The organism is Vogesella indigofera (assembly GCF_003633895.1).
Lineage (GTDB): Bacteria > Pseudomonadota > Gammaproteobacteria > Burkholderiales > Chromobacteriaceae > Vogesella > Vogesella indigofera.
Genome location: NZ_RBID01000011.1, coordinates 614662 through 629258, shown reverse-complemented (window position 1 = coordinate 629258; position 14597 = coordinate 614662). Strand labels below are relative to the sequence as shown.

Annotated in this window: 15 protein-coding genes; 4 read left to right on the top strand and 11 right to left on the bottom strand. The window is 65.8% G+C overall.

Annotation, left to right across the window (positions count from 1 at the left end; translation table 11 throughout):
* Positions 1-2 precede the first annotated feature (2 nt).
* The 4 genes from narH to C8E02_RS05325 all read left to right on the top strand — a co-directional run bounded on the left by narH (position 3) and on the right by C8E02_RS05325 (position 5200).
* Positions 3-1553, top strand: coding sequence for a nitrate reductase subunit beta (narH, locus tag C8E02_RS05340; protein ID WP_120809938.1), 1551 nt, complete (start codon positions 3-5; stop codon positions 1551-1553).
* A gap of 2 nt (positions 1554-1555) precedes the next feature.
* On the top strand, positions 1556-2218 hold the full coding sequence (gene narJ / locus C8E02_RS05335; protein WP_369793019.1) for a nitrate reductase molybdenum cofactor assembly chaperone: 663 nt from the start codon (positions 1556-1558) through the stop codon (positions 2216-2218).
* A 57-nt stretch (positions 2219-2275) separates the two neighbouring features.
* Entirely contained in the window at positions 2276-2962 is a 687-nt protein-coding gene (gene narI / locus C8E02_RS05330; protein ID WP_120809937.1) for a respiratory nitrate reductase subunit gamma, read from the top strand.
* A gap of 252 nt (positions 2963-3214) precedes the next feature.
* The gene (locus C8E02_RS05325; RefSeq protein ID WP_120809936.1) at positions 3215-5200 is read left to right on the top strand and encodes a methyl-accepting chemotaxis protein; all 1986 of its coding nucleotides are present in this window, start codon (positions 3215-3217) and stop codon (positions 5198-5200) included.
* Positions 5201-5441: 241 nt separating this feature from the next.
* Here C8E02_RS05325 and C8E02_RS05320 read toward each other — a convergent pair whose 3' ends face one another.
* From C8E02_RS05320 to C8E02_RS05270, 11 genes are all read right to left on the bottom strand, one after another.
* Entirely contained in the window at positions 5442-6371 is a 930-nt protein-coding gene (locus tag C8E02_RS05320) for a CysB family HTH-type transcriptional regulator (RefSeq protein WP_120809935.1), read from the bottom strand.
* Entirely contained in the window at positions 6368-7444 is a 1077-nt protein-coding gene (locus C8E02_RS05315) for a sulfate/molybdate ABC transporter ATP-binding protein (protein ID WP_120809934.1), read from the bottom strand. Before C8E02_RS05315 ends, C8E02_RS05320 begins: the two co-directional genes overlap by 4 nt.
* Positions 7445-7521: 77 nt before the next feature.
* Positions 7522-8403 carry a sulfate ABC transporter permease subunit CysW gene (gene cysW, locus C8E02_RS05310; RefSeq protein ID WP_047965424.1) on the bottom strand — a complete coding sequence of 294 codons (882 nt, stop codon included), beginning with the start codon at positions 8401-8403 and terminating at the stop codon, positions 7522-7524.
* Positions 8403-9242, bottom strand: coding sequence for a sulfate ABC transporter permease subunit CysT (gene cysT, locus C8E02_RS05305; protein ID WP_120809933.1), 840 nt, complete (start codon positions 9240-9242; stop codon positions 8403-8405). The genes cysW and cysT overlap by 1 nt, the downstream gene beginning before the upstream one ends.
* 291 nt (positions 9243-9533) lie before the next feature.
* Positions 9534-10031 (bottom strand): hypothetical protein, encoded by a 498-nt coding sequence (locus tag C8E02_RS05300; RefSeq protein WP_147424448.1) that lies wholly within the window; start codon positions 10029-10031, stop codon positions 9534-9536.
* Positions 10009-11007 carry a sulfate ABC transporter substrate-binding protein gene (locus tag C8E02_RS05295; RefSeq protein WP_120810103.1) on the bottom strand — a complete coding sequence of 333 codons (999 nt, stop codon included), beginning with the start codon at positions 11005-11007 and terminating at the stop codon, positions 10009-10011. Before C8E02_RS05295 ends, C8E02_RS05300 begins: the two co-directional genes overlap by 23 nt.
* Positions 11008-11121: 114 nt before the next feature.
* Positions 11122-11976: an ABC transporter ATP-binding protein gene (locus tag C8E02_RS05290; RefSeq protein ID WP_120809931.1), complete on the bottom strand. Its 855-nt coding sequence runs from the start codon at positions 11974-11976 to the stop codon at positions 11122-11124.
* On the bottom strand, positions 11973-12647 hold the full coding sequence (gene modB, locus C8E02_RS05285; protein ID WP_120809930.1) for a molybdate ABC transporter permease subunit: 675 nt from the start codon (positions 12645-12647) through the stop codon (positions 11973-11975). Before modB ends, C8E02_RS05290 begins: the two co-directional genes overlap by 4 nt.
* Complete coding sequence (locus C8E02_RS05280; protein WP_120809929.1) at positions 12644-13042, bottom strand: TOBE domain-containing protein; 399 nt, start codon at positions 13040-13042, stop codon at positions 12644-12646. Before C8E02_RS05280 ends, modB begins: the two co-directional genes overlap by 4 nt.
* Positions 13039-13785: a molybdate ABC transporter substrate-binding protein gene (modA, locus tag C8E02_RS05275; RefSeq protein ID WP_120809928.1), complete on the bottom strand. Its 747-nt coding sequence runs from the start codon at positions 13783-13785 to the stop codon at positions 13039-13041. Before modA ends, C8E02_RS05280 begins: the two co-directional genes overlap by 4 nt.
* An 11-nt stretch (positions 13786-13796) precedes the next feature.
* Entirely contained in the window at positions 13797-14552 is a 756-nt protein-coding gene (locus tag C8E02_RS05270; RefSeq protein ID WP_170152109.1) for a TOBE domain-containing protein, read from the bottom strand.
* Positions 14553-14597: the final 45 nt, after the last annotated feature.

The following is a 14597-nucleotide window of genomic DNA, read 5'->3' as shown; positions in this document are numbered from 1 at the left end:
CAATGAAAATCCGTGCCCAAATCGGTATGGTGCTCAACCTCGACAAGTGCATCGGTTGCCATACCTGTTCGGTAACCTGCAAGAACGTGTGGACCAGTCGCGACGGTGTCGAATACGCGTGGTTCAACAACGTCGAGACCAAGCCCGGCATCGGCTATCCCAAGGACTGGGAGAACCAGGACAAATGGCAGGGCGGCTGGGTGCGCAAGCCCAACGGCAAGCTGGAACCACGCCAGGGCGGCCGTCTGAAGATCCTCGCCAACGTGTTCGCCAACCCGAACCTGCCGGCAATCGACGAGTACTACGAGCCGTTCACCTACGACTACGAACATCTGCAGAACGCGCCGGAAATGATCACGCCGCCGACCGCACGCCCGGTCTCGGTACTGACCGGCAAGAAGATGGACAAGATCGAGTGGGGCCCGAACTGGGAAGACGACCTCGGCGGCGAATTCAGCAAGCGTTCCAAGGACGCGCTGTTCGAAGGTATCCAGAAGGAGATGTACTCGGCCTTCGAGAACACCTTCATGATGTACCTGCCGCGCCTGTGCGAACACTGCCTGAACCCGGCCTGTGTCGCCAGCTGCCCGTCCGGCTCCATCTACAAGCGTGAAGACGACGGCATCGTGCTGATCGACCAGGACAAGTGCCGCGGCTGGCGCATGTGCGTGTCGGGTTGCCCGTACAAGAAGATTTACTACAACTGGACCACCGGCAAGGCCGAGAAGTGCATCTTCTGCTACCCGCGTATCGAAGCCGGTCAGCCGACGGTGTGCTCCGAGACCTGCGTTGGCCGCATCCGCTATCTGGGCGTGCTGCTGTACGACGCCGACAAGATCGAAGCCGCTGCCAGCGTCGAAGATCCGAAGAGCCTGTACGAAGCGCAACTGGGCGTGTTCCTCGACCCGAACGCACCGGAAGTGATCGCCGAGGCCAAGAAGCAGGGCATCGCCGACAGCTGGTTGCTGGCCGCACAGAACTCGCCGGTCTACAAGATGGCGATGGAGTGGAAGGTAGCGTTCCCGCTGCATCCGGAATACCGCACGCTGCCGATGGTGTGGTACATCCCGCCACTGTCGCCGATCCAGTCCGCACTGGAGAACGGCCTGATCGGCGAGAACGGCATCATCCCGGACGTGAAAGACCTGCGCATCCCGATCCAGTACCTGGCCAACCTGCTGACTGCCGGCAAGGAAGAACCGGTGGTGAAAGCGCTGGAAACCATGGTCGCCATGCGCCGCTACATGCGCAAGAAGAGCGTGGAGAAGGTCATCGACGAAAGCACGCTGAAGGGCACCCATCTCAAGGCCGCGCAAGTGGAAGAGATGTACCAGGTGATGGCGATTGCCAACTACGAAGACCGCTTCGTAATTCCGTCCAGCCACAAGGAAATGGTGGAAAACACCTTTGACGACAAGGCCAGCTGCGGCTTCACCTTCGGTAACGGCTGCTCCAGCGGCACGTCCGAACCTAGCCTGTTCGGCAAGAAGAAGGCATCCCCCATCGTGTTCCACGACATGCGTCGCGACCGCAAGGCCAACGCCGGAGAATGAGCATGCACAACCCGATGATTTATCGTGCGCTGGCGGCGCTGCTGGGTTACCCGCAGCCCGACCTGATCGCCGCGCTGCCGGAAATCCGCGCGGTGCTGGCCGACGACGCCACCCTGGTGGCCGCGGTCGAGCCGCTGCTGCAAAGGTTGGCCGCAGGCGAGCTGATCGAGGTGCAGCAGGACTACGTGCAGATCTTCGACCGCAACCCGTCGCACTCGCTGCACCTGTTCGAGCATATCCACGGCGAGGACCGCGCCCGCGGCCAGGCGATGGTGGACCTGATCGAGGAGTACAAGGCGCACGGCTTTGAGCCGGTCAGCGAAGAGCTGCCCGACTACGTGCCGCTGTTCCTGGAATTCCTGTCGCTGTGCGAGGCCGACGAAGCCAATCGCCTGCTGGGTGATGCGGTGCACGTACTTGCCCACGTCGCCGGCCGGCTGGTGGAGAGCGGTAGCGACTACGCCGGCGTGCTGCAGGCGCTGGTCTCGCTGTCGCCGGTGGCGCCAGAGCCGCTGTCGGTGCCGCCGATCCGCGACATGGACGAGGCGCTGGAAACCTTCGGCCCCGGTGCCGATGGTGTCGAGCCGCTGCTGAAGCCGACGCTGCCGCAGATCGCCCCGGTCAATTTCTATCCCAAGGGTAGCGGCCCGGCCGCCTGCCATTAATCCGCTGACGGTCCGGGTGAGCGCTGGCGCGCACCCGTTGGCCGCAAGGAGAAAGACATGGACTACTTGCATCAATTCATTTTCGGGATCTATCCCTACATCGCGCTGGCCATTTTCCTGCTTGGCAGCCTGATGCGCTTCGAGCGCGAGCAATACAGCTGGAAGAGTGAATCCAGCCAGTTATTGCATCGCGGTAGCCTGCGCCTGGGCAACATCCTGTTCCACCTCGGCATCATCGGCCTGTTCTTCGGCCATGCCGTCGGCCTGCTGACGCCGGTGGCGGTGTGGGATGCGCTGGGCGTGACGCACAGCTTCAAGCAGGTATTCGCGATGACCGCCGGCGGCATCATGGGGACCCTGTGCCTGATCGGCGTGCTGCTGCTGTTGCATCGCCGTTTCTCCAACGATCGCCTGACGGCCAACACCACCTGGCGTGACAAGTTGGTGCTGCTGTGGATCCTGGCCACCCTGCTGCTCGGCCTGTCCACCATCGCGGTATCGGCCGGTCATCTGGATGGTCACGAAATGGTGTTGCTGATGAGCTGGGCACAGCACATCATCACCTTCCGTGGCGATGCCGCCACCTTTGTCGCCGGCGTGTCGCCGATGTTCAAGGCGCACCTGTTCATGGGCATGACCCTGTTCGTGATCTTCCCGTTCACCCGTTTGGTGCACGTGTGGAGCGGTTTTGGTGCCGTGACCTACCTCGGTCGCACCTGGCAGCTGGTACGGCCGCGTCATTAACATGCATGGTTGTTGAAAAAAGGCCTGATTTCGCAATCAGGCCTTTTTTGTGCTTAATCAACGCGAATGTTGCGGCGCACTGCAATACTGACGGCGAATCGAGCCGATCCCGTGATTGCAGTGCAATATGTTGGCCGCACAATCAGCCGGCAATACACTATGCTTGATGCCTATACAAAATAAAACATGACCGGGCCGCAACGGTTTTAGAACGTGCCTGACAAGATTTCTCTACCCACCGGAGTCAATGCCATGCTTTCCCGCCTCAGTATTGGTCACAAGCTGATCCTGCTTGTCCTGCCGTTTGGTCTGATGACCTTTTTTCTGGCCTCCACGCTGTCACTGCAGCGCTACAGCTTCCTAGGCGACATGCAGCAAGCCCGGCATCTGGTATCGGTTTCGACACTGGCCTCGACGCTGGTGGACACGCTGCAGGCCGAGCGCGGTCTGAGCAACGGCTATCTGAACGGGCAGGGCGCATTGCCGCCTAACCTGAGCGAGGCACGCAGCAAGGCCGACGCCGCACTGAAGGCACTGGAAAGCACCGCAACGGCACTGCCGGAGGGCGAGGTCAAACAGCGCGTCAATACCGTGGCCGGCGGTGTGCGCGGCCTGCTGGGCCAGCGTGGCGCCATTGACGGCCGCAGCCTGGCGGCACCGGCGGCCTTTGCCGCCTACAGCCAGCAGATCGAGGCGCAAATCGCACTGGTCGCCAGCCTCGGTACCGCTTCTGACGAGGGTGATGTCATCCGCTTCAGCACCGCCTTGTCCAACCTGCTGTGCACCAAGGAATACGCCGGCCGCGAGCGCGGCTTCGTCAACGGCGCACTGGCCGGCGGCGGCCTGACCCAGGCCAGCCTCGGCCAGGCCATCGGCCTGCAGGCACGCCAGGATGCCTGTGCCGGACAGCTGCTGCTGCTGGCACCGCCGGAACTGGCGCAATCGCTGCAGCCCTTCCTGCAGTCCGATGCCGCCGCCACCCTGAAACAGCTGCGCAGCAATATCTACGGCGCCGAGCCGGGCACGCCGCCGAGCGTGACGCCGGAACAATGGTTTGCCGCCACCTCGGCGCAGATCGGCCAGCTGAAAACCGCGCAGGAAAAACTGCTGCAGCAACTGGATGACGTGGTGGCGCAGAATATCGACGAAGCGTGGCAGAGCCTGATGATCACCCTCGGCGGCACCCTGCTGCTGTCGCTGTTGCTGCTGATCGGCGGCCTGGCGGTGTACCGCAGCATCCGCAAGCCGGTGATGCGCCTGGAGCAGCTGATGACCAGCATGAGCCACAACCTGGATCTGGCGCCACGCGCGAAGCTGGAAGGCGACGACGAGATCGCGCGCATGGGTCGTGCCTTCGACGAGCTGGTCGATGCCTTTGCCGGCACCCTGAAAGTGGTGAAGAGCAATGCCCACAGCCTGATGAGCGCCGCCGAAGCGCTGCAGACGGTCTCGGCCCGTGCCGCCTCCGCCGCGGAAGCGCAAAGCGAATCGTCGACCCAGATCGCGGCGGCGGTCGAGGAAATGACCGTTGGCATTGCCTCGGTACGCGACAACACCCACGACAACCTGGCCGTGGCGCAACAGATGCAGCAGGGCGTCAACGCCGGCCGCGAGCGGATGCAGGAAACCACCCAGGCGATGCAGCACACCGCCGGCTCGCTGGACAGCGCCGGTGAGGTGATCGTCAGCCTGGCCGACAAGTCGCAGAGCATCCGCCAGATCATCACCGCGATCCGCGACATCGCCGACCAGACCAACCTGCTGGCGCTGAACGCGGCGATCGAAGCCGCCCGCGCCGGGGAAATGGGCCGCGGCTTTGCCGTGGTCGCCGATGAGGTGCGCAAGCTGGCGGAACGCACCGGCAAGGAAACCGTGGAAATCACCCAGCTGATCGAGGTGATCACCAACGAGACCGCCAACGCCGCCGGCCAGATGCGCACTGCGCGCACGCGGATGGAAAGCGGTCTCGACCTGGTGCAGGCCACCCTGCAGGATCTCAACGGGATTCACGATGAGGCCAACCAGACCGCGGCCAAGAGCCAGGACACCGCCGCCGCGATGCAGCAGCAGGCCGCGGCCAGCAACGAAGTCGCCGTCAACATCAGCCGCATCGCCTCGCTGGCCGAAGACAATGCGCTGATCGTCGACGAAGCGGCGGCGCTGTCCGCGCAGCTGAACCAGACCGCGACCGAACTGGTGGCGCAGGTCGACCGCTTCAAGCACACCTCGCAAGCCTGAGTCGCACTTCTCGCCAGGCAATGACAATGCGGCCAACCTTGAAAAAGGTTGGCCGCATTGTTTTGGGCGGGGGGTAACGGGCGGCCCTTGGAACCTGTTCAAGGTCTCGTGCGCTCACGCGAGACAAGGCGAAAACGACTGAGGAAGCGGTGTTTATCTTGATACAAGCCAGCATGCCGAAGGCGTTTTCAACGCCGTATCGCCCCGTTGGTATCCGTCGCAGCAGACATTGAACAGGTTCCTAGTCCTGCGCCACCGGTGACAGTGCCCGGCGCACGGTGTCCTCGTCCAGCGCCGCCGAGCACAGCTCGATGAAACGGTAGGCGTAGCTGCGCAGGTAGTGGCCGCGGCGGATGGCGACGCGGGTGGTCTGGTGGCCGAACAGCGGTGCGCCTTCCACCACCCGCACCTGCGTATCGCGCTGCGGGTCCACCGCCATCGAGGCGATGATGCCGACGCCCAGTTCCAGCTCGACGTAGGTCTTGATCACGTCGGCGTCCAGGGCCGCCATCACGATGTCCGGCGCCAGCGCGGCATCGGCAAAGGCGCGGTCGATCTGCGCGCGGCCGGTAAAGCCGTGGTGGTAGGTGACGATCGGGTAATCGGCCAGCGTTTCCAGCGTCAGCGGCTGCTGGTGCAGCGGGTGCGCCGGCGGCGCGATCACCGCGTGGTGCCAGCTGTAGTAGGGGAAGGACACCAGTTCCGGCACCTCGGCCACCGCCTCGGTGGCGATGCCGATGTCGGCTTCGCCGGCCAGCAGCAACCGTACCAGCTCGTCCGGGCTGGCCTGATGCAGCACCAGGTGCACCTTGGGGAAGGATTTCTTGAACGCGGTCACCACCTTGGGCAGCGCGTAGCGCGCCTGGGTGTGGGTGGTGGCGATGGTCAGCTGGCCTTCGTCACGCTGGCTGAACTGCTCGGCCAGCCGCTTGATGTTGCCGGCGTCCAGCAGCATGCGCTCGACGATGGTCAGCAGCTCCTTGCCGGGGTCGGTCAGGCCGAGAAAGCGCTTGCCCTTGCGCACGAACAGCTCCACGCCTAGCTCGTCCTCCAGGTCCTTGATGTGCTTGGACACGCCGGACTGCGAGGTGAACAGCGCGTTGGCGACCTCGGTCAGGTTGAAGTTCTGCCGCACGGTTTCGCGGATGATGCGTAGTTGCTGGAAGTTCATGCGGCACCTGCCGTTTCGGGGTTGGCAAACACGCGCACGCTGCGCGGTTGCAGGCGTACCGGCTCGCCGGCGATCAGGCTGCCGGCCAGCGGGTGGCTGGCGGGCAGTTCGACATCAAAATGCTGGCCGGCCACGTCGTCGCGGCCCTCCAGTTCCACCCGGGTCAGCGCGCCCAGCGTCAGCACGCGGCTGATGCGCGCCGGAATGCCGTGGCCGAATTCGTGGCGCACGATGTCCAGCTCGTGCGGGCGCACAAAGGCGATCACCTCGCCGTGCTGGCCGTTCTGCTCGGCGGTGAGGGTGGCGTTGCCGATGGCGATGCCGCCGGCGCTGCTGTGGCCCTCGAAGCGGTTGGCCGCACCGAGGAAACCGTACACGAACGGCGTCGCCGGCTGCTGGTAGACCTCGGCCGGGCTGCCGATCTGCTCGACGCGGCCGTGGTTCATCAGCACCACGCGGTCGGCCACTTCCAGCGCTTCTTCCTGGTCGTGGGTGACGAAGATGGAGGTGATGTGCAGCTCGTCGTGCAGGCGGCGCAGCCAGCGGCGTAGTTCCTTGCGCACCTTGGCGTCCAGCGCTCCGAATGGCTCGTCCAGCAGCAGCACGCGCGGCTCCACCGCCAGCGCCCGCGCCAGCGCGATACGCTGGCGCTGGCCGCCGGACAGCTGCGCCGGGAAGCGGTCGGCCAGCCAGTCCAGCTGCACCAGTTGCAGCAGCTCGTGTACCTTGCGCTTGATCTCGGCCTCGGACGGGCGGATGCTGCGCGGCTTCATGCGCAGGCCGAAGGCGACGTTGTCGAACACCGTCATGTGGCGGAACAGCGCGTAGTGCTGGAACACGAAGCCGACCTGGCGCTCGCGCACGTGGGTGTCGGAGGCGTCGTCACCGTCCAGCAGCACGCGGCCGCTGTCGGCCTGCTCCAGCCCGGCGATCACGCGCAGCAGTGTGGTCTTGCCGCAGCCGGACGGGCCGAGCAGCGCCACCAGCTCGCCGCTGGGGAAGTCCAGCGTCAGGTTGTCGAGGGCGATAAAGTCGCCGAAAGCCTTGTGGATGTTCTGTACCTGGATGCTCATCTTTTTCTCCGTGGCCGCGTCATGCGCGGCCCGTTCAAATTGGGGCAAGGTTGGCCGCAACGGCCAGCCTGTCGCGATCAGTCATGCGCCTGCGCGGCGCGCCATTCGATCCAGCTCTTCACCGCCAGCGTCACCAGCGCCAGCAGCGCCAGCAGGGAGGCCACGGCGAAGGCGGCGGCGAACTGGTACTCGTTGTAGAGAATCTCCACGTGCAGCGGCAGGGTGTTGGTTTCGCCGCGGATATGGCCGGACACCACCGACACCGCGCCGAATTCGCCCATCGCTCGCGCATTGCTGAGGATCACGCCGTACAGCAGCGCCCAGCGCACATTGGGTAGCGTCACGTGCCAGAACACCTGCCAGCCGCGTGCGCCCAGCACCACCGCGGCTTCTTCTTCCTCGCGGCCCTGTGCCTGCAACAGCGGAATCAGCTCGCGCGCCACGAAGGGCACGGTGACGAACACGGTGGCCAGCACGATGCCCGGCACCGCGAAGATCACCTTGATGTCGTGCTCCAGCAGCCAGGGGCCGATCCAGCCGTGGCTGCTGAAGACCAGCACGTAGATCAGGCCGGCCACCACCGGCGACACCGAAAACGGCAGGTCGATCAGCGTGATCAGCAGCTGCTTGCCGCGAAAATCGAAGCGGGTGATCGCCCACGCCGCCGCCACGCCGAACACCAGGTTCAGCGGCACCGAGATCACGGCCGCCAGCAGGGTCAGTTTCACCGCCGACAATGCGTCCGGCTCCACCAGCGCATCGAGATAGGTGTGCCAGCCCTTGGCCAGCGCCTCGGCAAACACCACCGCCAGCGGTAGCAGCAGGAAGATGGCGAAGAAAGTCAGCGCCACGCCGAGGATGGTGTACTTCACCCAGCGCGCCTCGCGCGTGGCCTGACGGCTTTCCAGCAGCGCGGCGCGGTCGTGCTGGGCATACAGATTGGCAGTAATGGCGGCCATTATTCGCTTCTCCCGTTACGGCGTGCCTGCCACGCCTGCAAACCGTTAATCGCCAGCAGCAACAGGAACGACGCCACCAGCATCACGCTGGCAATGGCGGTGGCGCCGGCGTAGTCGTACTGCTCCAGCTTGCTGATGATCATCAGCGGGGTGATTTCCGACACCATCGGGATATTGCCGGCGATGAAGATCACCGAGCCGTACTCGCCGACGGCACGGGCAAACGCCAGCGCGAAGCCGGTCATCAGCGCCGGCTGCAGCACCGGCAGGATCACGTGGCGGAAGGTCTGCCAGCGATGCGCGCCAAGGCTGGTGGCGGCTTCTTCCAGCTCGGTTTCCAGGTCTTCCAGCACCGGCTGCACCGTGCGTACCACGAAGGGCAGACCGATGAATACCAGTGCCACCAGCACGCCCAGCGGGCCGAACGCCACCTTGATGCCCAGCGGCTCCAGGTATTGCCCCAGCCAGCCGTTGCCGGCGTACAGCGCGGTCAGCGCGATGCCGGCCACCGCGGTGGGCAGCGCAAATGGCAGGTCCACCAGCGCGTCGACCAGCTTCTTGCCGGGAAAGCGGTAACGCACCAGCGACCAAGCCAGCAGCAGGCCGAACACGGTATTGATGGCGGCGGCCAGCAGCGCCATGCCGAAACTGAGCTGGTAGGAAGCCAGCACCCGCGGTGCGGTCACCGCGTCCCAGAACGCTTCCAGGCTCAGGCTGCTGGCGCGGATGAACACCGCCGCCAGCGGAATCAGCACCACCAGCGACAGATAGGTCAGGGTGAAGCCCAGCGACAGGCCGAAGCCGGGTAACACGCGGGGTAGGGTCGGCGCTTTGGTCATGGTGCACCTCCGTCATGGGTAGTAGGCATCGCGGCATCCTGTTTTTATATAACTGCAAACAGGATATTGCCGGCGGCCTTATTCCGAAAATAAGGAATTCTTCGTTGCTTATTCAATAAGCGAAAAAGCCGGCAGGGGGAACGGGATGGGCGCGGGCGGGTAAATCCTCAGCCGGCGAGCGGCGGCCGCGGCCAGCCGGACAACGGCCGCAGTACGCGTGCCGTCAGGAAAAGCAGATCGGGGAGAGTCGAAACGGTCGCGCCAGCGGCCGGGTGCCAGGCGGCGCGCGGACTACAGGTTGCCTTGCGGCCAACCTTCCACCTGCTGGCGCAGCTGTTGCAGCAGCAGACGCAATTCGCCGAGCGCGGCATCGCCTTCGCCACGCAGGGTGTGCAGTCGGCTGCCCCAGCGGCTGGCAAAGGCGACGGTGCTGGTCAGCCGCGGCCAGTGAGGCTGCGGCGGGTGGCAGACGGTGAGGCTGGGGAAGGGCAGCGGCACGGCGGCGGCCAGATCGCCGCTGGGGGACAGCAGCAGGGCGCCGAGGGCGCGCTGTGGATGGCGCGCCAGCACCGCCAGCGCCGGCAGGCACAGCTCGCCGGCGGCCAGCAGCAGTACGCTTTTGCCGTGGCTGTGCAGCCACTCGTCCAGCTCGGCTGCGCGCGCCAGCAACAGCGCGTTCTGCTGGTGCCCGAGCCGCAGCAGGGTGTGGCCATCCGCCTCGTGGGCGTCGGCCAGCACCAGCAGCGTGCTCAGCGTGGCAGCAGGCTCAACGGGCAATGATCTGGTCAAAGATCGCTCCATCGGCGAAGTGGGTCTTCTGCGCGCGGGTCCAGCCGCCGAACACCTGATCGATGGTGAACAGCTTCACCTTGCTGAACTTGTCGGCGTACTTGGCGGCCACCTTGGCGTCACGCGGACGGTAGTAGTTGGCCGCCGCCAGTTCCTGGCCTTGCGGGCTGTACAGGTATTGCAGATAGGCTTCGGCCACCTTGCGCGTGCCGCGCTTGTCGACCACCTTGTCCACCACGCTGACCGGCGGTTCGGCCAGGATGGACAGCGACGGGGTCACGATGTCGAACTTGTCCGGGCCCAGTTCCTTGGTGGCGAGGTAGGCTTCGTTCTCCCACGACAGCAGCACGTCACCGATGCCGCGCTGGGTGAAGCTGACCAGCGAGCCGCGGGCGCCGGAATCCAGCACCTTCACGTTCTGGAACACCTTCTTCACGAAGTCCTGCGCCTTGGCGTTGTTGCCGCCCGGCTGTTTCAGCGCGTAGCCCCAGGCCGCCAGGTAGTTCCAGCGCGCGCCGCCGGAGGTTTTCGGGTTCGGCGTCACCACTTCTACGCCAGGGCGGGTCAGGTCGTTCCAGTCCTTGATCGCTTTCGGATTGCCCTTGCGCACCAGGAACACGATGGTGGAGGTGTACGGCGCGGCGTTGTTCGGCAGGCGTTTCTGCCAGTTGGCCGGGATCAGCTTGGCCTCGGTGTGCAGCGCGTCGACGTCATAGGCCAGTGCCAGTGTCACCACGTCGGCTTCCAGGCCGTCGATCACGCCGCGCGCCTGCTTGCCGGAGCCGCCGTGCGACTGCTTGATGGTGACGGTTTCGCCGGTCTTGGCCTTCCAGTGCTTGGCAAAGGCGGTGTTGAAATCCTGGTACAGCTCGCGCGTCGGGTCGTAGGACACATTCAGCAGGCTGACGTCGGCGTAGGCGAAGCTGGCGCTGCCCAGCAGCAGGGCGGCGATGATCTGGCGGGACGAGAACGACATGATGGTTTCCTTGTGTGCGTGCAGTGATGGCACCACTGTAGCGGGCGCCCTTATGCAAACAAACCAAGAAAATCTGTATTGCTAATCGCGTTTGGCGATATCAACGGCCCCGTGCTAGCCCGGTTGCAGCGCGCCGGCCGACAGCCGGATGCGTTGCCCCGCGCTCAGCGTGGCGGCGTCCTGTGCGCTGAGCAGTACTTCCACCAGCTCGCCGGCGACCAGCACCGTCACCCGCCACATCACGTCGGCCGGCTGGCAGGCCAGTACCTCGCCGTGCAGCGCGATGCGGCTGCTGTCACGCGGCGTCTGCAGAAACACCTGCGCCGGCGTGCCCTGCGCGCTGATGCGGCCGTGCTCCAGCTGCAGCACCTGGTCGGCCACCGCGAAGATCTCGCCCAGATCGTGGCTGACCATCACCGTGGTCAGCGCAAAGCGCTGGTGCATGTCACGCAACATCCGCTGCAGCTCGCGGCGCAGGCCGTGATCCAGCGCCGACAGCGGCTCGTCCAGCAACAGCAAGGTTGGCCGCATCGCCAGCGCCCGCGCCAGTGCCACGCGCTGCTTCTGGCCGCCGGACAACTGCGCCGGGTACTGCCGCGCCAGCGCCGCCAGCCCGCACAGTTCCAGCAGCTCCTGCACCAGGGCGCGCTCGCCGCGCGCGGCGCCAAAGGCGATGTTGTCGGCCACGCTGAGGTGCGGGAACAGCGCGTAATCCTGGAACACCATGCCGATGCGGCGCTGCTGCACGGGCAGGCTGTGGCCGCCGCGCAGCCAGTCGGCGCCGTTCACCTGCAGCCAGCCGCTGTCTGCCGCTTCCAGCCCGGCCAGCAGCCGCAGCAGCGTGGTCTTGCCGGCGCCGGACGCGCCGCTGAGCACGGTAAAACTGCCGGCGGCCAGCGTGGCGGCGACATCCAGCTGCAACTGGCCGTTGGCACCGTGGCGGGTTTTTTGCAGCGAAAATTCGATCATGCGATACGCTCCGCGCGGCGGCGCAACAGGTTGACCAGCAACACCACGGCAAAGGAGAACGCGCACAGGATGGCGGCGTAGGCGTGGGCGGCCGGGTAGTTCAGCGCCTCGACCTCGTTGTAGACCGCGATCGACGCCACCCGCGTCACGCCGGGGATGTTGCCACCTATCATCAGCACCAGGCCGAATTCGCCAACGGTGTGGGCAAAGCTCATCACCACGCCGGCCACCAGCGCCGGCCGCACGCACGGCAGCTCGACGCGCAGCAGGGTGGAGAGCCGCGATTTGCCCATGGTCCAGGCGGCCTCGCGCAGGCTGGGCGGCAAGCCGCTCAGTGCCGCCGCCACCGGCTGCACCATGAACGGCAGGCTGAACAGCACCGAGCCGATCACCAGCCCGGCAAAGGAAAACACCAGGTTGACGCCGAACAGCTCGCGCAGCCAGGCACCGGGCGCATTGGCCGGTGACAGTGCCAGCAACAGGTAGAAGCCGAGCACCGACGGCGGCAGCACCAGCGGCATCGCCACCAGCGTGTCCACCAGCGGCCGCAGCCGCGAGCGGCTGTGCGCCAGCCACGCCGCCAGCGGCAGACCGAGCAGCAGCAGGAGCAGCGTGGTGGTTGCGGCCAGGCGGAAGGTCAGCCACAGCGGGGCGAGGTCGAGTCCGCTCATGGTGCCGGCTCCAGCAGTTGCAGCGCATTGGACTTGATCAGCGCGTACACCGCCATGCCCTCATGCAGCGCCAGCGAGTCGCAGGAGCGGCGGGTAATCACCGCGTGCAGTGTGGCGCCGGCACTGTGCAGCGTGACATCGCTGAACAGCGCGCCGTGGCGGATGGCCACGATGCGGCACGGCAGGCTGTTGCGGATGCTCAGCGTCGGGCAGGCCGCGGTGGACAGCGCCACGTCCAGCTCGCGGAACAGCACCTCCACCGTTTGCCCGGCCTGCCACGGCGGCAGCGCGGCACTGGCAAACGCGGTGCAAGGTTGGCCGCACAGCGTCAGCTCCAGCAGGTGCAGGCCGTCGGCGCTGTGCCGCGCGTGGATGGTGGCCGGCAGCCGGTTCATGGCAGGCGGTAGCCGTAGCGTTGCAGGATCTGCCGCGCGGCCGGGCCGGACAGGTAGTCGAACAGCTTGCGGGCGTCCGGATTGGCCGCCGCCGGCTTCAGCAGCACCATGTCCTGCACGATGGGCTGGTGGCTGGCGGCGGGGATGTCGACCCAGCGACCCACGTCCTTCATCTGCGGCGCCAGCACCAACGCCTTGGCGACAAAGCCGGCCTGGGCCGCACCGCTGTCGACGAACTGCGCCGCCTGCGCGATGTTGTCGCCGCTGACCAGCCGCGGCGTGACGCTAGCGCTCAGCCGGTAGTAGTCCAGCACCCGCAGCGCCTCGCTGCCGTAGGGCGCGGTGCGCGGATTGGCGATGGCGATCTTGCCGCGGCTGGCCGCCAGCCACTGCTGCCACTGTTGTGGCTTGAATTGCGGGTCTTTCGACCACAGCACCAGCGCGCCCAGCGCGTAGCTTTTTGGCGTCTGCAGCGTAAAGCCGGCCTGCGCCAGCTTTTGCGGGAACTCGTTGTCGGCGGACAGGAACAGCTCGAACGGCGCGCCGTTCATGATCTGGGTGGCGAACTTGCCGGAGGAGGCGAACGACGGTTGCACCGCGATGCCGGTATCGCGGCTGAAGCTGGCGGCGATGTCGGCAAACGCATACTGCACGTTGGCCGCAACCGCCACCTGTACCGGCGCGGCGTTGGCGAAAGAGGCGACGCACAGCGCCAGCAGACTGCACAGCAGGGTAGGTTTCATCAGGTTTCCGTTCAGTCGAGAATGCCCAGGATCACGCTCTGGGACGAGAAGAGTGCGCACACTGCGTCGTCCACCGCGATGGCGAGGCTGGCCAGGCTGTCGTTGTCCACCATCGCGCACAGGCTGTAGCCGCCGGGCAGGGTGACGATCACCTCGCTGTTGACTAGGCCGGCGGTGATGCGGCCAACCTTGCCCGGCAGGCGGTTGGCGATGGCGACCTGCGCCGCCGCCTGCGGCAGCGCCAGGGTGATCCACGACGCCTTGATCAGCGCGATGGCGTGGCCGCCTTCGTGCAGCGCCAGCTCGTCGCAGCTTTCGCGGGTGATCTGTGCCTGCAGCTGGCTGCCGCCGGGCAGGCGCAGGGTGATGGTGTCGTTGACCGCACCGCGCTGGATGTGGCTGATTTCGCCAGCCAGCTGGTTGCGCGCCGAGGTGCGCACCGCCAGCCGGCCCAGCAGCGCCAGCGTCTGCCGCTCCTGCATGGATCCGGCCTGCAGCGCGACGCCGGTTTTCTCCCACGCGTCCAGCAGCTGTTCGCCCAGCGCGGTCAGCCGTGTGCCGCCGCCGCCCTTGCCGCCGGTCAGCCGTGCCACCAGCGGTTGCGGACTGAGGTTGTTGATGTTGTCGATGTGCTGCCACGCCGCCTTGTAGCTGAGCTGGCACTGGCGCGCGGCGGCGCTGATCGAACCGTGCTCGCGGATGGCGCGCAGCAGCGCGATGCGCTGGCCGGTGCCCTTGCCGGCGAAGGGGTGCAGCAATTCACTCATCGCTATTCTTTCGCTATTCAAAAACGGGATAACGTTAACGCGAAA